This window comes from Bradyrhizobium sp. ORS 111 (assembly GCF_045571485.1).
Taxonomy (GTDB): Bacteria; Pseudomonadota; Alphaproteobacteria; order Rhizobiales; family Xanthobacteraceae; genus Bradyrhizobium.
This window is the reverse complement of the sequence record NZ_CP120701.1, coordinates 2,649,656-2,668,207: the sequence shown is the minus strand read 5'-3', so window position 1 is coordinate 2,668,207 and position 18,552 is coordinate 2,649,656. Positions and strand designations below refer to the sequence as shown.

Here is an 18,552-nt window from a genome sequence, read left to right as displayed (position 1 = left end):
GTCCGACTGGTTCGCTGACCGTACGCGCTGCCTGCTCTAAATGATTTCGAAGTATCGCTGACGTTCAAAGTCAGTGACTCGGTGCTGAACCACTTCCCACTCCCAGCGGCGGGACGACGAAAAAGCTTCGACAAACTCGCCTCCAAAAAGGTCAACCGCCTCTGGAGATTGTACAAACCGACCTGTCGCCTCCGATAGATCTTGGGGAAGACGCTCGGCCGCAGCGCAGTTTAGTGCACTTGCATCACCGGCAACTGGAGCTGTCAAGCCAACGTCCTCCTCGATCCCCAGCAGGCCGGAGCCGATAGCACATGAGAGGGCGAGATAGGGGTTCACGTCGGCGCCACTCAGCCTGTATTCGATGCGGTGCGCGGCTGGCTCTCCCGGAATGACGCGTACTGCGCAGGAGCGGTTGTCGAGCCCCCAGCTCGGGCAGGTTGGAGCCCAATAGCCGGGCCTTAGCCGTTTATAGCTGTTCACGTTGGGCGCGGCGAGCACACAAAACTCTTTCATGTACTTCAGCTGTCCGCCGACGAACTGACGCATGGCTTTCGAGACGTTACGGTTGGTTTCGCGGTCGTAGAATAGATTCTCGCCGCCCGACGACATCGAGATATGAATATGGCCCGACTGGCCCGGCCAGTTCTCGGACACCTTGGCCATGAAGGTCGCCATCAGGCCTCGCGTCTGCGCCCACGATTTTATCATCGACTTGAATATCACGGCACGGTCGGCAGCATCCAGGGCATCGCAATGGCGAAGTGCCGCTTCAATAACGCCAGGCCCCGTTTCAAAATGAAGCCCGCTGAGAGGTATTCCAGCGTTCTTGCAAAGCACGCGGATTTCGTCGAACAGCTCATTGTGTGCGACGGCGCGTGCGACTGAATAGCCGAACGGCCCGTGCGTCAAAGGAGTCCATTGGTCAAATGGCTTGCCGTCAATTGTCTCGGCGGTTTCTTTGAATAGCACAAACTCGAACTCGAATCCGGCTGTGCAGCCATATCCGTGATCGGCAGCTCTTCGTAGGACTTTACGCAAGACGCCACGCGGGCAGATGCTCTCATGCGCTCCCACAAACTCAGCAAGATAGAGGTACTGACGACGATCAGGAGACACCGGGCGACCAGTGCGTGAGAGAATCCGCAGGTCGGCATCTGCGAATGCTGATGTCGGCTTTTGTGTGACAGTCGCCGGGATCACCTGGTCTGCGCAGTCCCAGGCGAGCACGGCCTCCGAGAATTTGATGAGCTTGTCTCCATCAAGGACATCGTCGGCCATCACGTGCTTGCCTCGAAGGACGCCGTCAAAGTCGCACACGCCAATCATTGCCGCACGGGCTCCATTCGCGGCGCTCCCCCTTACTTCGCCCGACATCAATGCTGTCCTTGCGTCTTCAACTCGAACACCTGGTCCATACGCATGGCGCGCAACGCTCGATAGTCATCCTCGAGCTGGATCAAGTTATTGTTGACGAGATACACGATGCCCGGCGTTGACGCCAAGTCAATCGTCGGTACGAGGTTCTGACCAATCGGAACGAATGCAATCGCATCCGCAAAGCTCGGCAGTCCGCGGATTGCCTCGAGTCCCGGATATCCAGCAACAACACCGCCCACATCGGAGATGAGCGAGACACACAGCGCGTGAGCGCGCCGCATGTACGGCCCGCGCCGCCTCATATACTCCGCAAAGCCGACGGGATCTGCATAGCGCCACGCAGTCAGCGTCATATGATTGTGACCCAAAGCCATCGTCCGGGCCTTTGTCGACATTGTCCCTTGAAGCCTTGCTCCAAAGTCCACCAAAACCGCTCCCCGATCATCAACGAAGATCTCGGCATGAGCGGGTCCGTTGACGATCTTCAGCGCCTGCAATGCTCGGACCAAATAGTCGGACAGCTCTTGAACGACGGGCTCCTTACCTCCCAACAGTCGCTCGAGCGAGCAGACCGACCCCGCCCCTTTTATGGGAACGGTGTCATAGGTCCACACCTCGGTGACGAACGTTTCCCCCTCGATCGAGACTGCATTTACGGTGTACTGTTGACCGTTTATCTTCTCCTGAGCAAGGGCAACGCGGTTCAACGATCCGACGCGGTTCGTCTTTCCGACGATGACACTTAACGCTCGCCGGACATCCGCATCAGTCGCGCAGAAAAATACATCCTCCGTACCGGTGCTGTTCACCGGCTTGATGACGATTTCGTCGAAATGTTCCTGACGCATCCAACTTATGACGTCCTCCGCATTATCAGACACCAGTTGACTGATCGATCGTACCCCCGCAGACCTCAACGCCTCAGCCAGGCGCGATTTGTCTCGTCTTGCAGACGACATGGCGGTCCCGTTCGTCGGCAAGCCCAGCCGTTCGGACAGGCAGTCGGCCAGCTCAACTCCTGTCTCACATCCGGCTATCACGAAGTCGAATTCTCGACCTCTAAGGGCTTGCAGGTGATGCTCGACAAGCCGATCGTCAGCCATGCATTCGCTCGGACGAATGACCTCATCATATAACCGATCGTCGAAATGCGAGCGAAAGATGGTTGGAATCTGTGCAGACGACATCACATGCACCGTTCCAATTCCATACCGCTTGAACTCCTCCGGCAGGTATCGGCCGGTTGAATATGCGTCCACTATTACACAATGCCGTTCCTTCATGCGGATCTCCGATACTGCAAGTAGATGTTGCACAGGGCGATAGCCGTGATGAGAAGATTTCCAACGAACGTGTATGAAGACGGCACGATGCGAGCGTCGAAATACTGGAACAAAAATGTGATGATCGGAGCCGTGGACAGGACCATGTTCACCGTGAACGGCTCCACGCGGCGAATGCCCTCCTGTATCAAGAGCAACGGCACAATGATTGTCGATAGCGCGATCACTACGATTGCGCACCAATGCTGCGCGATCTCCGACGCGATAGAGGAATGATCGCTCAGCGCAAGCAGCAAGAGGATCGCCCCGTAGAAGCGATGGGCCAGCACTTGACGACCGGAGAATCCACGATCGAACAGCATTTTCACGAGGATATTGGTAAGGGCAAGCGATAGACCGGCCACGACTGCCAGGAAGATGCCAAAGGACGATTGAGGTCCCCACGCGACGCCGGCGTTTCCGGTCGCCGAAATCCAGATCATGTAACTGCCAACGACCGCAATCAGAAGGCTCACGACAATATCTGACCTTGGGGGAATGCCCTGCTTTCTGATCAGCGCGTTTAGCCACACTGTTGCGGAAGGCCCCAACGCCACCATGAACGCGACGATGATGGCAGGTTCGGCGTACGTCAGTCCGACGAACAGCCCAACCCAGCTTATCGCGGTCACGAAATTGAGTGAGACAAAGACCGGAAGCGACGACTTCGTGACTTCCACTCGTCCGCCTGCCCGGCGAGCCAAGACGTTGAAGGTCATACATACCAGACCAAAGGACAGCAGAAGAGCGATGGACGCGTCTGCCTGCTGGAAATATGAAGCAGCATAGACCTCACCTGCGGCACTCACGGTGACGTAGAGGGCCACAAAGACCACTCCCGCGGCGAAGCGATTGGTCAGCAGCCCGGGCGCGGCTTGCGGCGAACCGGACCTGCGGGATTCTCCGTTCGGCTCCGCAGGGCCGCATTTCGATCGGAACTTCACGATCCGCCCCTAGTATGTCTTGCTTTGGCAGTACGCAGCGCACGCGTCGCCAAATGCGCTGAAGAGCTGCTTGCTCACGCGGTCGGTTGCCACGTGCCATTCGGGGTGCCATTGCACGCCAATCTGCAGCGTCGGCGCGCCAATGACAGACGCCGCTTCAACCAGACCGTCGGACGCCCAGGCCTCTGGCTTCAGCGCAGCGGCAAGCTGTTCGATGCCTTGATTATGCAAGGAGTTCACTTGCGCTTCGGTCGCGCCGGCGATCGGAAAGAGCGCGCCGTCAGGACATATCCTTACGCTATGTGCCACATCGTATTGCCGATCCCTTGGAAGATCTGCTTTCTCGGCATGCATCTGACCACTTTCGGACTTCCACTGCGAAAGCGACGGGTGAAGCGTGCCGCCGAAGTAGACGTTAAGCTCCTGCAGCCCACGGCAAATGCCCAAGATCGGCATCCCGTAGGCAACGGCCCTCTCGATGGCCGCCGCCGACAGCCGGTCGCGTGGGCGGTCGCGGATGCCTCCTTCAACGTCCTGCTCGCTTGTCTTCGCAAGGGAAGCGGGCGCGCGCAAGATTGCAGGATCAATGTTCGATTCATCTCCTGTCAACACGAGGCCGTCCAATCTGGGCATGATCGCCAGTCCGGCATCGGCGTTCACATCCTCAGCATCGATGGTCGGCAGTATCACACAGGTCACGCCGGCATAGTGAGCGAGGGCGTGCAGATACTTGCGGCGCAACCAGTCGCGGTGCACGCCATCCACCAAGAGGCGATTTGACGTGACGCCCACGACGGCTCGGGTCGAGAGTCTCCGTTGCGATGTCAAGCTGGTTGCTCTTTCGTATCGACGCTGGTCAACGACTGCTCATACAGGCGTCGATTTCGTTCCTTTAGTTGAGTCATGACGCTGGGTTGACCTTGGGGTCCCTTGACGAAGAGCCCTCCCCAGGTCGCAGCAACGCTTGCGTAATGAGGATCTTGCATTCGAATCTTCTGTGCCTTGTGCAGGAGCCAAAACGGAATGCCGGGCGACAGATGATGCTCGAGGTGATATTCATCCAGGTTCTGACCAAAGATGGCTCGCTCGAGGAAGTTTCCTTTCCTATTCCGGGTTAGATAGACGTTCTGCGTCTCCGTCTCGCACATGGGGGAGTGTTCGGCGAGCTCGATAAACCAGCCGAGGACCTGAAACGTGGAGAGATAGGGCACGATCCAGAACAGCACGACGATGTGGAGCAGTCCAAGGGCATATGATCCGACCAAGATGGTCGTCCAGAAAAGATAGAAGCCATACTTGTCGATAAGTATGCCCGACCGGCTCGCGTCATCGGCATCTGTTATCGAAAACCGGTTGGTCCAGAGATACTTCAGGTACGCGACTGTCGCGCCACCCAATATCGGCTTCCAGATCATGTTGAAGGCGTAGCGTCCCGGGGGCTGGACGTCGTAGACGCCGCTGGCCAGGAAGAACTTCAGATCAGGGTCCTTCTGCGGGTCGCCGAGATAGGGATGATGTTGGTAGACATGTGAAATCCGGTAAGCCCAGTGGCGCTGAAACAAGGGATAGGCGGCGAACAGAATGCCAAGGACATAGTTCCAGGTCGTGTTTTTCGCGAGGGTGCGGTGAGCCGCATCGTGCGCGATCGTTGTCAATCCCCGCTGGTAGGCGCCGATCAGAAGAACAGCGAGCGGATAGAGCCACCATGAGACGTAGACCGTCGCGAGCGCGCAAGCTGTAATGACAGCGTAATCTTTCGCGATATAGGCGGCTCCCGTTATGTTGTCCGGTCTCAGCTCGGAGAGCTGCTTGTTGATCTCGCGGCTGAATTGAACAGCCTCATAGCGCGACGACCTCAGTTTCCAAGCCTCTGCCTGTGTCATGAGAAATCCCTTCCTGATGGGCTTACAGGTTGTCAGATTGCGGAAAGCGCCTTGTCCAAGTCCTTGATGATGTCGTTGACATCTTCAATGCCGACGCACAGTCGGACTGAGCCACCAAATATGCCGGCGGCCTCACGCTTTTCCCGTGGGACAGTGGTGTGGGTCGTGGACACAGGGTGCGTCACGAGCGTGCGGGCATCCCCCACATTGGACACGTGATACATCAAGTCGACGTTCTGGATGAACCTGCGCCCTGCCTGTTCGTCCTCCACCTCAAACATCACCATCGCCCCATATCCGTACGCGACATCGAGGGTCTGATCGACAGTTTCCCGATCGGCTCCTTCAAAGAGCCCTGGGTAGAAGACGCGCCGCACTTTTGGATGCTCCTGAAGAACGCTGGCCACGATCCTGGCATTCTCGCAGTGCTGCTTCATGCGAAGAGGCAGTGTCTCGAGCCCTTGGATCAGTTGAAAACTCGCAAAGGGGGCGATGGCGGCCCCGGTATCGCGCAGCCATGTCATTCGCGCTTTCAGTAGAAACTCGCTCTTGCCGAGGTCTTCGACATCCCGCAGCGCGTTGCGCCAGATAATTCCCCCATGCGCGTCGTCAGGATGATTGAACAGGGGAAAGCGAGACGCTCCCCGGTAATCGAACTCTCCGTTGTCAACGATCAGACCGCCTAGTGTCGTGCCGTGGCCGCATATGTATTTGGTTGCAGAGTACGTCGTGATCGCCGCACCGAGCGCTGACGGCCGACACACCAAGGGTGTCGTCGTATTGTCCACGACCAGGGGGACGCCGTGCTTTCTGCCGATCTCCGCCAGTTGCTTGACAGGGAGCGGAATAAGGCATGGGTTCGAGATCACCTCTCCGAACAGACATATCGTGCGATCATCGATTGCACGTTCGAAGGTCTCGGGCCTACGAGGATCCGCTGTCCTGACGCTAATACCAAGACGCTTTAGCGTGTTGTGGAGCAGGTTCCAGGTATTGCCGTACAGATACGGAGAGGCGACGACGTTGTCCCCCACCTCGCCGCTTGATAGGTTGACGATCGCAAGGAATGTCGCGGCTTGACCCGATGCAACCGCGAGCGCGTCGCTTCCCACGTCGACGGCGGCGTACCTTCGTTCCAGCGCTCGGGTCGTTGGGTTGATGATCCTGGTATAGGTGAAACCATCAGCCTTTACGTTGTAGACATCGGCGATATGGTTCAGATCGCCGTCGAGTTCATAAGCCGTGTTCTGATAGATCGGCACCGCGACAGCTTTTGTTGTCGGATCACGCCGGTATCCCGCATGCAGAACGGCAGTTTCGGTGGAAAATGGGGGCTGGGAGGTTGTCGCGACCGGACGCGAGATCTCGCCTTGCCGGCCGGCAATCTCCTGGGGTGACATCCGCCCCGCCAACGGCGCCGGACCTGACCTGAAATATGTGCGAAAAGCGCACCCCAACCGTTCGATCCAACTGGATTGGATTTCTCCAATACAACCGATCCGAAAGCTGCGGGTAGGAGGATGCAACTTGGAGTAGACGTAAAGGTTATGAGCCGCCAGATGACGATATAGGCCATCGAACGCGACCTGGTCCGAGATTCCGGTCGGCGCGGTGAACGCGACGCAAATGGGCGACTGCAGGTCGGCTGGCAGAAGTGGAGACACTACTCCTTCGAGTTCTTTGATAAGATGGTCCCTTATCTTCTCATACCTGCGGCGCCTGGCATCAATGCCTTCGGCGTGCAAAATCTCCAACGCTTTTGTAACCGCTTGAACGATATGAGTGGGAGGGGTCGATCGCCACTCTCCCGTGCGCTCGAACGAACGCCATTGGTCTCTTACGTCGAGCACAAATGACCTTGGTTCGTGAGCCGCATTCTCCAGCAGCTCGCGAGAGGCGATGACAAAAGCGACTCCCGGCGGCGCTTCTATGCACTTGTTGCTAGACGTGACAAGGACTTCCGGTCCGTCGTGGCTCAGATCGGTGTTGATGGCACCAAACGAGCTCATCCCGTCGACAATGGTCTTCACGCCACGCCGCTTCGCCTCCGCCACAATCGCTTCCAGCGGGTTGACGATCCCGGTCGTGGTCTCGCAATGGACAAAGCAGATGTGCGTGATGCCTGGATTTTGACTGAGACGCTCAGCAACCTCCTGGGGATCCAAAGGCTCGGTGGCTCGCTTGACAAAGTGGAGCGCGTCGACGCCCCATAGCCGCAAGATCTTGAGAATGCGCTCCCCGTAGATCCCGTTGATGCAAACGAGCGGCTTGTCGGCCTGGGCAACGAACGAACAGAGAGCGGCTTCCATGGCAAAAGAGCCGCCACCCTGAATAGGCACCACAGAATAGGTTTCAGGGTTCCCCGACAGATTGAGCATCAGCCGCCTCATACGGGCGGTTACTTCCTTGAACTCGCAATCACGCGATGCAAGATCAAATTGCATCTGGGTCTTAACCGCCGCCGACAGCGACATTGGACCAGGCGTCAGCAGAGAGCGCTGCCTTGTCATACCATCCCCCTCATTGTTGTATTCAACGGATCTGAAGCATTGCGGCGCGACCGAGAAACGGCGCTTTGTCAAGCCCGGAAGCCGGCGACGATTCCCTCATTGCGGCCGCTTTGAACGACACGGCACTCGGCGGAATCAGGATGGCGCCTCGCGTGTCGGCCTTTCGAAGGTCCGCGAACAACAACCTCCATATCTACGCAGATGCGGAACGATCTCCGCAAAACCAGTGGCTGACGTCATTGAGCTCTCTTGGACATTGCGCTTACGATCCACGCCTCCGATCGCAATTGGTACAATGGTCAGCTCGATCCTGAGCTTGCGCACAGGCAGGTTGAGCTTGCCGCCAATCTTCGATCGCAGGCGAGGCAGGTCAGCCGATCTGCTTACGTAGGATGTCGACGTTCGGCCAACGGCGCCCGTCAGACCATCGCGTGCCGATCCTGATCCGGAGATCGCCCGCCTTACAGTGTCGCTAACAGTGGGGCTCGTCTTGCATGAGACTGAGACTGAGACTTGAGACATTCGTACCTTTGTTGCTCGCTCGAAGCTTTTCGGTTTGTGAATACCAACACTGCCTATTCCGAGACCGTACAACTTGACGTTAGGTGCGATTCAACCCTCACCGAGATGTTGTCGCGTGAATATTTCCTGACACGCACCTCAACTAGTGGCGAATAGGTCAAAGTCGGCGGCCGAATTGAAGGGACCGCGGGACCGAGCCGCGCCCGCGGCGTCGTACGGTTGCTGTTCTTGAAACCAGTTGCGCAATTGCATGTGCACTCATGCGACGGAAGAAGACGCAGCTGCAGCAGCCCTGGCGGTAGGATCGGGTCTCAGAGTTCGACGCAAGGTTCGGCACTTCGGCCTGCGCGCTTCGGACACCCGCAGGCACGTGAGGCGGATGGAGATTCTCGCTCATGCGCGATCCTTGCCAAACCTCCAGACAGGGATGCCGAGCTTCTTCGCCTTGTCGGCAAGATTTTCCTGGATGCCGGTGCCTGGGAAGTGCATGAGGCCGATCGGCATGACCGCCAGCATGGCATCGTTGCGCTTGAATGGCGCAGCCTTGGCATGTTTCGTCCAGTCCGGTTTGAAGGCAATCTGGGGTACCTTGCGATTGCTGGCCCATCTTGCAGCGATCAATTCGACGCCCTTCGGCGATCCGCCGTGGAGCAGAACCATGTCGGGATGTTTTGCGTGGACCTTGTCGAGCCGATCCCAGATGAATGACACATCATTGAAGTCGAGTCCGCCCGTGAGCGCGATCTTCGGGCCGGGCGGCAGCATCAGTTCGGCGTCAGCGCGGCGCTTTGCGGCGAGGAAATCGCGAGAGTCGATCATTGCGGCGGTCAATGTGCGGTGGCTGACGACAGAACCTGAGCGCGGGCGCCAAGGCGAACCGATCTGGACTTCGAATCGTTCGGCGGCCTGATCGCGGAAGAGCTCCATCGCGTTGCGGCGCTCGACGAGTGTGATTCCCTCGGCCGTGAGCCGTTCGAGTTCGACGGATCGCACCTCTGAGCCATTCTGTTCGTGTTGGCTTCTCTGCTGTGCCTGCTCGTTGGCGTCGAGCTCGCGTTCGATCCAGCCTGTTGCACGGTGAAACAGGTTGACGGTCTGCCAGAGCAGGTCCTCGAGGTCCGATTCGAGGCGAGTGCCGTGCAAGGTCGAGACCAGGGCGCCGAAAATGTCGGAAACGGCGCCGGCGACAGCGTTGCCTTCCGGAAGGGGCCTCGGGTCGGGTTCATCCTTCAAGGGACGGAAGCCATAAAGCTGAAGCTCGTCGAGGATGTGAGCGGTCGGGGACGGACTGTGGGGCGGTTCGAGGTCGCTGTCGTCGTGGTCGCTTGCCATGGGTGGGCTCCTTTGGCCGGCTCGGCCGCGCCCATCGCGGCCTTCGTGGCGATCACCCGACGGCAAGCGGAATGGACCAGAACCCGGAGCGCAGCGAAGGGCCGAAGCGTCAGCGGAGGATGGCAGAGGCGCGGCTATTTTGTTTCGCGATGCAAAGGCGCTGATAAGCGCCGGCGGAAAATAGCCGCGATCCATGCCATTGAAGGGCCGAGCCGCTTGCCGTCCGATCGCCCTTCAGAAGGCTGGGGTGCGGATTTGGCCGGGAGAGGACGCCCTCGTGGAATCGGATGACGACGCCACGAACTCGTCATTCAGCCAATCCCGGTCATGACGGGACAGATGAAGCGCGCGGCGTCCTGTGGAGTTGAACTGGGCGGATAAGGCTGAGCGCAAGTGACCGAGGCCGAAATGTCGCAGCTCCTCATTGAACTCCCCGAGCCGGGCAACAGTGCGATTGCCTCGATACCTGTCTGTTCGGCGCGCCTGGTCAGGGCCGACACTGCTGTATCGCCGGCCGAATCGGCACCACGCACCATGTAGAGCCGGCCGGAAGCTGGAGCGCAGCAAGGTGCTTTGCGGAGAGCGCTGCACGATTGGCAGCATCGGAGCTGGGCATCGCAGCGACAGCGTGGTCTTGATGCCCTCTCCCGCTGCGAGCACTTCGTCGGCCGTCCCGAATCGAAGCGCATTACCAAGAAGGAAGGCCGGGTCCGTGATCTGGCGCTGTTCAACGTGGCCATCGACGGTAAACTTCGTGGCTGCGATGTCGTGGCGCTGAAAGTCGACGACCGATCGTGCAAGCGTCCGACAAAAGAAGACGGGACGGCCGCTCAGATTCGAACTCACCGGGTCAACGCGCCAAGCCATCGACGCCTATCTGAGGGCGACGGGCAAGAAGCCGGACGAATACTTATTCACCGGCCGGCGAGGACCTAACTGCAGCCTAACCACGCACCAGTACGCACGGCTACTGTCTGATTGGCTTACCAGTGTAGGACTCGATCCGCACCTGTTCGGAACACAATTCACCACGTCGAACAAAGGCGCCCCTCATCTACCGATGGAGCAACGTGACGCCGATCGCTTGGCATGGTATTTTGTTCGGCCGATCCTGGAGATTTAAAATCGACTACGGACCGCTTGGGTCAAGAACGACGGCCGGCCCCTGAGACAATTTGCCCGGTGTATCCCCGACAGCCGACGCATAGAGGCAGACATTCGCGGTCTATCCGATCTGCGTCTCCAAAAAGAAGTCGGCGTCGGGTTTGACCATCGAGTTCATCGTTACATGCAGCGAGTGTACCTGCTCGCCACGTTGTTTGACGTATTCGTACGCGGCATGCTCCCGCTCCAGGTCTGGATAGATGAGTTCGCCTCGATACATGAAAACCGGCAGCGTTCTGCCGAAACCGGTCAGTGCCTCGCGGCGCATGATGCGATAGCTGGTAGCAAACCCAATATCTATGAAATGCTGGAGGAAGGCGTGCAATCTTGGCAAAAACTCTTCTTCACTGATGCCGTCGCGCAAAGTAAACACCCGCTAACCAATGACGTCTCCCGCATCTGTATCCGTTTCCTTACCATTTCGAATTCTGCTGCCTGACTCGATCACCACTTCGGCATAGACGAGCGTCCGCTGATCGCGGCTACTGGATCATTCGGGTAACCCGGCAAGGCGCAGTGGCTTCATCAGTGCGTCCAGGTGTTCCTGGTGGCGGTAAGGTAATCCCTGCGCCCAGCGGCTTGCGGTAAGGTTGGGATGGGTTGTCAGCATCTTCCTGACGATTGCTCGAGCCTCGTCCTCACTGCCGAGGTTCCAGAGCGACGCTGCAAGAATGGCCTGCCCTGTTAGCCAGTGTGGCCTCTCGATTAGGACGCGCGAGGCAATGTCGCGTGCAGCGGTAAGATTGCCAAGGTGAAACTTTGCCCGTGCCTCATCGACCATCGATTGACTAATACTAAGCGGGCTGAGCCGCTGTGCTTGCTCCTCGTACTGAGCGGCTTTTCGGAAATCGCCAGCGTAGCCGTGAAACATGCCAGCCATGTGATACGCATCCGCGCAGTTCGGGCCGAGGGCAATCGCCTTGTCGCCGGCTGCCAAAGCCTCATCATGCCGGTGTTGAAACAACCGCGCATAACCTATCACCACGTATGCCATGTAGCTGTCTGGGTCGGCCGCCAGAGCCCGGGCAGCACACTCCATCGCCGCCTCGTAGGTTGTCGCCTCGTCTCTTTCCCAGCCAAAGCGAACCTGGTCGGTTAATGTGAGCCCCAACAGGTAAAGCACCGGAGTATAGTCAAGGTTGATGGCCAAGGCCCGTTCAAATTCGAGGCGCGCTTGTGCATGAGTGTGCTTGGCAAAATTGACGTACAGGGTACGGCCTTTGAGGAAATGCTCGTAAACCAGCGGGCTGCCGGAGCGCTTGCGCCACACCCGCACCTGTTCGCCAAGCGTCAACCGGACCTCGAGCGCGGCAGCGATGTCCTGCGTAATCCGGTCCTGAAGTTCGAACACGTCCTCGAGGTCGCCCTCGAAACGGTCGGCCCACACATGACTGCCATTCAGGCTGTCGATTAACTGTGCCGACAATCTCACGCGATTGCCGGCCTTGCGAACGCTCCCCTCCAGTATGTAGCGAGCCCCAAGTATTCGCCCGATTTCGCGGATATCCCGCGCCTGTCCCTTGAACACGAAACTCGAATTGCGTGCGATGACCAGCAATTCTTGGATTTTCGACAAAGTCGTCAGCAAGTCTTCAGCGATGCCGTCGACAAAATACTCCTGCTCGGGATCGCCGGACATGTTCTGGAACGGCAGGATCGCGATGGACGGCTTGTCCGCGAGTGGCGGAGGCGGTCTCAGCCTGTCGCTCAGCCCGCCAGACGCTCCCGCGCGCACAGCAAAAGCGCGGACCGGCCTGGAGATGTTCTTGAGGTGCTGTTGACCCCGGTCCTCGAAGCCAACGTCCAGCTTACCCTCGACCTCGCTGTACACCTTCTCGGAAATCAGGATGCCGCCGGGATCGGCGACACCCTCTAGCCGGACAGCAATGTTGATCCCGTCGCCATAAAGGTCTCCGTCCTGCCCAACAATAACGTCACCGAGGTTCAGCCCGATACGTAACCTTAGGGGGCTGCTGCCTGAGGCAAGATGATCCTGGATCTCGACCGCGCATCTCACGGCGGCAACGGGACTCGCGAACTCGGCGAGCGCACCATCGCCCGTTGTCTTGATGAGCCGCCCTTCGTGGCGGGAGAGGCCAGGCTCGATCAATTCCCGCTTGAGCCGCTCAAACTCGGAATAGGTGGCTTCCTCGGCGCGTTGCATCAACGCGGAGTAACCGACCACATCGGCGGCCAAAATCGCCGCCAATCGCCTTTGAACCCGCTGCTCGGTCAAGGCGCCCTCTAAACGACCAGACTAACCACGCCGCTGGCACAAGGGGTACCCTAGCATTTTGTTGCCGACATGTGAGCGGTAATCGCAGGAGCCCGATTGCCTCAAATGGCACTTTGCCGGGACCACAGCGCGGAACGCTCAACTCGGGAGGTCCGAGTTGGGCCAGGAATGGTCAGTCGCCCTTCCGAAGTCACCGATACCTCCCAGCTTCTGTTCGTTGCCTCTGGTTGGTGATATCTTCGACTGCCGCGGCTCTTTCTAAACGCCACCAAGAAACTCTGATCGGGGTTCAGAACATGCCAATTCAGGTGTCGAACGAGCCGGACGCTTTTCGAGACTTTGAACGAAGCGGATGGAACGCAGTATCCGAGGGTTACGAAGCTGTCTTTGGTCCGCTGACGGCGCAGTCGGTTGATGTCACGCTCGATGCAGCTGGGGTCATTCGCGGATGTGACGTGCTCGATGTCTGCACGGGACACGGCGTGCTCGCGCTGGCTGCTACGGAGCGCGGTGCGAAGGTATCAGCTGTCGATTTTTCAGAGGCCATGGTCGCCGCCGCCCGCCGGAACGCTCCTTCGGTCGATTGTCGCCAAGGGGACGCGCAAGATTTGCCATATCCCGACAATATGTTCGATGCCGTTGTTTGCGGCTACGGTTTACTCCATGTGCCCGAGCCGGACCGCGCTTTGGCGGAAATGTATCGTGTCCTTCGTCCCGGCGGCCGCGTGGCGATCAGCGTTTGGGAACGACCCTCACCAGCCAATGGCTTCGGCCTTATCTTGGGGACGGTGAAAGCTCACGGGCGTGTTGACGTTCCCCTGCCGCACGGTCCCGATTTCTTCCAGTTCGGCGATCCGGAGGATATGAAGGCCGCGCTTGCGCAAGTGGACTTCTCCGATGTCGCTGCAACTACTGTGGCTCAGACGCTGCTGCTGAAAACTGCGACCGGATTGGTCAATCTGGCGTTGCAGGGAGGGGTAAGGATAAGGGCCCTTCTTCTTGCTCAAGACAGCGCTGCTCTCTCGGCAATCAACGTCGCCGTCGCTGAAGGCGTGGATCAGCTGTTCCGAAACGGGGACCGCTTCCGGGTCCCCATGCCTGCCATTCTTGGAAGCGGGGTAAAGCCGCGACAGTAATAGATCCGATCTGTTTCCGATGGAGCAACGTGATGCCGGTCGCTTGGCATAGCATTTCGTTGGGTCGACCGTGGAGACTTACAACGATCCATGCGGCGAGGCGGCTACCCCAACAGAGGAGGCCGGTTGGCGCGGCCCAACGTTGCCTCAAGCGATAAGCCGACGGACAGCAGCTCCCGGTCCTGTCCGCTCAATGCGTCAAATTCCAATCCGACAGGCAGACCACTGGGGGTCTCACCGGCTGGCAGAACCAAGCTAGACATGCTTGCACAGACTCCCAAGGCGATGTTGCGCCCGATCGCGACACTTTTGTCCGCCGACCTCGGTTTCACTTCGGTCAGACATCTTCGGTGGGAGACCCATGATCACGGGATGTGCAAGCATCAGAATATTGTGTTGGCTGTACCAATCGCGGACGGTAGCCTTCAGTTGATCGCGCCTGGCCAGCGCTGCCTCATAAGCCTCACGACTGGGTCTGCTCGGTGGCAGCGCTCGAGTCTCGATGTATGTTTTCATCGAAGGGCCGACTTGCGCAAACATTGCCTCGAAGGGTCAGGCCAGTCCCCTGCTCCTGCAAGTACCTCGCGACCCCCTGGACGAGTTCGCTGATCAGGATCGTCCCTCCAATGTCCGTAGCCGCCCGCACAACATCGGGGGTGGCGACCTCCACCAGCGTCGCGCCGGCCTCACGGAGCTTGCCGAACGCTTCAGTGACAACGCGCCCGACCTCCGGGTCGAGGCCGCTGAGGAGATGATCGCACGACAGGCCAATTCTGACACCGCGCAACGGCGTCGCGGTCGGCGCCGTGTCGTCGCCGGTGACGACGCGATCGAACAGAAGGAGATCGACGACGGCGCGCGCCAGCGGACCGACCTGATCAAACTTGTTGTCGGTCAGCGCCATGATGCCCTGACCGGGGTAGCGACCAAAGCTCGGCCGCAAGCCCGCCAGCCCGCAACATGTTGCCGGCACCCTGATCGACCCGAACGTATCCTCGCCGATTGCCAGTGGCGCAATGCGCGCGGCGACCGCTGCGGCCGATCCGCCGCTGCTGCCGCCCGGAATCCGCGCGCGGTCATAGGGGTTGCACACACTGCCGAAGGTTTCATTATTGCTTGTCCAGCCAAACGAGAGTTCGTGCAGGTTTGTCTTTCCCATCACGATTGCGCCCTCGGTCAGCAGTGGCTCGAAACGGCTGCGTTCTGTTTGGGCCTGAAATCGCGCAAGGCACGGGTGCCATTGGAGGTCGGGAAGTCGCGCGTGTTGATGCTGTCTTTCACGGGGATGGGCAGTCCGTGCAGCTTGCCAAGCACGCCGCCTGCCCTGCGCCTTATGTCGGCAGCGCGAGCAGCTTCGAGCAACATTTCGGGATCAAGCGTTCGAAAGGCGTTAAGGTCAGAAAACTTCGAGCCCGCTCCAACAGAGCTTTCGCATAATGCTCCGCAGAGACGTCGCCTCGACGCATCAAGTCAATTGCGGCCGTTGCCGTAAGGTCAATCAGGCTATCGTTAGCCGTGTTGCCCGTCACAGTGTGCTCACTCCGCCGTCTAAGTGAATGCCCATATTATAGCATTGATAGGGAGGCCCGCATTGGGTCATGTGCTGCCTTCCGGAATGCGTCAGTGCCACGACCCGTGTACCCCGGATAGCTGCCGACTTGCTGCACCGCGCAAGTCGGCAGGGGTGGGCAAATCCGGCTGTGCGCTCCAGCGTCCAATATGGACGGCAGTCCGCAACACTACAACACGACATGATCTGCCCAATTGCCGGCGGCGCCGGAGGCCGATCGGTCAATCCGCCTCGGCCTCAGTGAAGAGCATGAAACGAACGACCTCCTGTGGCGCGAGCTGGATGCGCAGTGCCGCTTGCAGCGCGCCGAGGCCGAATGCACGCAGGTCCTCGTTGAAGTCGTCCGTCTGCGGCGACAGGGCAAGCGCCTCGATGCCCGCCGCTTCGGCGCGTTCGGTCAATGCCGCGAGCGCCATGTCACCTGAGGCATCGGCATCGCGGGCGATGTAGAGGCGGCGCAGCGTCAGCGGAAGCAGCAAGGCGGCAAGGTGGTTGGCCGAGAGCGCGGCAGCCATCGGCATGGCAGGCAGCGCACAGCGCAGCGACAGCATCGTCTCGATGCCTTCGCCGACAGCGAGGACGTCGTCGGCCGCGCCAAAGCGGACGGCATGGCCGAGCAGACCGCCCATGGCACGTCGTGGCGTGTCGATCGGCGCCTTGCCGAGCGTCGCCTCACTGAATCCGTCAGGGTCGAGCCAGGTCCGGTGCGCGCCGGTGAGTTTGCCCTCAAGGTCGGTGACGGCGGCGATCATCGCCGGCCAGGTCTCGGTTGTGCTGTGCTCATCCGGCCGGTAGTAACAGCGCGGATGGAAGCGCAACGATGCGGTGTCGTGCAACGTCGTAATGCCGCGATGGTGCAAGTACGCTGCCGCGAGCGTACCTGTGATCGGTTGCGATATCGCGAAGAGCCGCTGCGCTGCTTCCGGCGATCCGGCGGGGACAGGCGTGCCCACGTGCTTTGGGCTGCGGCGCGGTTCGGCGCGCGGCAGACTCAGAAAGCGTCGTGCCTCATCGGCGACGTCGCGGAAGTCGATGAATCCGCAGCTCTCGCGGATCACGTCAAGCAGATCGCCATATTCGGTCGAGGCGGAATCGGTCCAGCGCCCGGCGGCGCCGGGACCGGATTCCGGTCCGCTCAGCCGGACGAACATCGACCGGCCTGGCGTGTTGCGAACGTCGCCCACCGTCCAGTAGCGGCCCTGGCGCCGTCCGTTGGACAGGTAATGGCGGCATACCGCCTCGGCATCACGGGCAAGGCGGCGCGCCAGCTCGGCAGCGTCACGCGGCATCACCGGACCTCCCGTTTACCGATGCTCCTTGACAACTTTGCACAACCGTTGCCGCGTGGTTTCGATATTGCCTGCCGGGCGCCAGCACGCCGAACGCGCCGTAGTCGTTTCGGACAGCCATCATCATTTCGGTTCTCCAGAACTGGCAGCCGAGAGCCTCTCTCTCGACCTCCGACCCGTCGCGGAAACCCGCCCGCCTCCTCTCACTCTTCGCCCGTAAAGTGAGGCTTCAAGCCACGTGAATCCGTGCCTTCTGCTGCGATGTCCACGTCGGAATCGGGCAAAAAGCCGAGAATGTAATCCGCGGCCCTGCTGGCCTGGCTTGCCGCGCGGATGATGGCCCGATTATCCTCGCGCAGCACTTCAAGCCATGACGCGATGTAATCGGCATGCCGGACAGTCGGCGTGATCCCGAGCGAGGCACAGCAGAAAGCCGCGTTCAGTTCGGCGATCAGTTCCTCAAAGGCATACTTCCTGGTGCCATATGAACCACTGAGATCACGATTGAGGCGTGAGGGGTGGCCGCTGGCGTGACCGATCTCGTGCAAGGCTGTGCGGTGCCAATTGATCGGTTCGAAATAGGCCGCCGGTGGCGGCACTTGCACGTAGTCTTCGGCCGGAACGTAGAAGGCGCGGTCGCCGCCGATCCGAAAATCGATGCCGATCGCCTTGATCAGATTGTCGACGGTCGGCTCGATCATACCCGGCGGTGGAGGTGTCGCGCACGTCGCAATCTCCGCGGGCAAGTCGTCGCACTGATCCGTGTTAAAGACAGTGAAACGTTTCAGGAACGGGATCGCCTGCGCTTCATCGCCGGCCTCGCATGCACGACGTTTTTCGTCGGCCGGAACGAAACGATCGGCATAAACGACAGTAGCGCCGCGCTCGCCTTTGCGGACGTGACCGCCAAGCGACAGCGCCTGACGGAAGGTGATCCAGCTCTGAGCTGCGAATCCGCGCTCCGTCGCTGCGCTCCAGAGAAGCAGGATGTTTATGCCACCATAGCGGCGTCCGGTGGCGGCGTTTCTCGGCATGGCCGGCGGCGCCCCGTCCGGCGCCGCCCTCCAGGGCTGAACCCACGGCACATGGCCGGCTTCGAGTTCGGCGATGATCTTATCGGTGATTTCGTCATAGAAGCAGGCCCGGTCCTGGCCGGCGCGCGCCCGGGAAGGATTTCGCTTCATCGCGAGTCTCCGCGACGGGCGTCGCGAGACTCTCTCGCGGCTACAAACCCGTCACGGCGAAGCGGGCGCTCCTCTCACTCTGC

The 18,552-nt window shown here is 59.6% G+C and carries 13 protein-coding genes and 1 pseudogene; 1 reads left to right on the top strand and 13 read right to left on the bottom strand.

The genetic code is table 11. The annotated features are described in order from the left end of the window. Window positions 1–36: 36 nt before the first annotated feature. From P6U30_RS12105 to P6U30_RS12060, 10 genes are all read right to left on the bottom strand, one after another. A complete protein-coding gene (locus tag P6U30_RS12105) occupies window positions 37–1,374 on the bottom strand; it encodes a glutamine synthetase family protein (RefSeq protein WP_280980457.1) in 1,338 nt (445 codons plus the stop codon). Beyond that, complete coding sequence (locus tag P6U30_RS12100; protein WP_407169261.1) at window positions 1,374–2,660, bottom strand: ATP-grasp domain-containing protein; 1,287 nt, start codon at window positions 2,658–2,660, stop codon at window positions 1,374–1,376. The genes P6U30_RS12105 and P6U30_RS12100 overlap by 1 nt, the downstream gene beginning before the upstream one ends. Then, entirely contained in the window at window positions 2,657–3,643 is a 987-nt protein-coding gene (locus P6U30_RS12095; RefSeq protein ID WP_407169260.1) for an EamA family transporter, read from the bottom strand. Before P6U30_RS12095 ends, P6U30_RS12100 begins: the two co-directional genes overlap by 4 nt. Before the next feature lie 9 nt (window positions 3,644–3,652). Continuing rightward, the gene (locus P6U30_RS12090; RefSeq protein ID WP_407169259.1) at window positions 3,653–4,435 is read right to left on the bottom strand and encodes a gamma-glutamyl-gamma-aminobutyrate hydrolase family protein; all 783 of its coding nucleotides are present in this window, start codon (window positions 4,433–4,435) and stop codon (window positions 3,653–3,655) included. A gap of 32 nt (window positions 4,436–4,467) precedes the next feature. Further along, window positions 4,468–5,526, bottom strand: coding sequence for a dhydrorhizobitoxine desaturase (gene rtxC / locus P6U30_RS12085; RefSeq protein ID WP_280973003.1), 1,059 nt, complete (start codon window positions 5,524–5,526; stop codon window positions 4,468–4,470). Window positions 5,527–5,558: 32 nt separating this feature from the next. Next, window positions 5,559–8,036, bottom strand: a complete 2,478-nt coding sequence (locus P6U30_RS12080; protein WP_348638366.1) for a 2-aminoethylphosphonate--pyruvate transaminase — start codon at window positions 8,034–8,036, stop codon at window positions 5,559–5,561. Window positions 8,037–8,951: 915 nt separating this feature from the next. Next, window positions 8,952–9,890 (bottom strand): DUF2493 domain-containing protein, encoded by a 939-nt coding sequence (locus tag P6U30_RS12075; protein ID WP_280978189.1) that lies wholly within the window; start codon window positions 9,888–9,890, stop codon window positions 8,952–8,954. Window positions 9,891–10,124: 234 nt separating this feature from the next. Then, window positions 10,125–10,757: a hypothetical protein gene (locus P6U30_RS12070; protein WP_348637513.1), complete on the bottom strand. Its 633-nt coding sequence runs from the start codon at window positions 10,755–10,757 to the stop codon at window positions 10,125–10,127. Window positions 10,758–11,115: 358 nt separating this feature from the next. Continuing rightward, window positions 11,116–11,418, bottom strand: a complete 303-nt coding sequence (locus P6U30_RS12065; RefSeq protein ID WP_280973004.1) for a DUF6614 family protein — start codon at window positions 11,416–11,418, stop codon at window positions 11,116–11,118. 126 nt (window positions 11,419–11,544) lie between these two features. Further along, entirely contained in the window at window positions 11,545–13,290 is a 1,746-nt protein-coding gene (locus P6U30_RS12060; RefSeq protein ID WP_407169258.1) for an adenylate/guanylate cyclase domain-containing protein, read from the bottom strand. A gap of 296 nt (window positions 13,291–13,586) precedes the next feature. Here P6U30_RS12060 and P6U30_RS12055 point away from each other — a divergent pair, with 296 nt between their 5' ends. Then, complete coding sequence (locus P6U30_RS12055) at window positions 13,587–14,426, top strand: class I SAM-dependent methyltransferase (protein ID WP_280973006.1); 840 nt, start codon at window positions 13,587–13,589, stop codon at window positions 14,424–14,426. Between the two features lie 463 nt (window positions 14,427–14,889). Here the strand turns inward: P6U30_RS12055 and P6U30_RS12050 are convergent. The 3 genes and pseudogenes from P6U30_RS12050 to P6U30_RS12040 form a co-directional block, all read right to left on the bottom strand. Continuing rightward, a pseudogene (locus P6U30_RS12050) lies at window positions 14,890–15,791 on the bottom strand (amidase family protein). Window positions 15,792–16,217: 426 nt separating this feature from the next. Beyond that, window positions 16,218–17,285, bottom strand: a complete 1,068-nt coding sequence (locus P6U30_RS12045; RefSeq protein ID WP_280973008.1) for a toprim domain-containing protein — start codon at window positions 17,283–17,285, stop codon at window positions 16,218–16,220. A gap of 203 nt (window positions 17,286–17,488) precedes the next feature. Further along, window positions 17,489–18,469 carry an ArdC family protein gene (locus P6U30_RS12040; RefSeq protein WP_407169257.1) on the bottom strand — a complete coding sequence of 327 codons (981 nt, stop codon included), beginning with the start codon at window positions 18,467–18,469 and terminating at the stop codon, window positions 17,489–17,491. Window positions 18,470–18,552 lie beyond the last annotated feature (83 nt).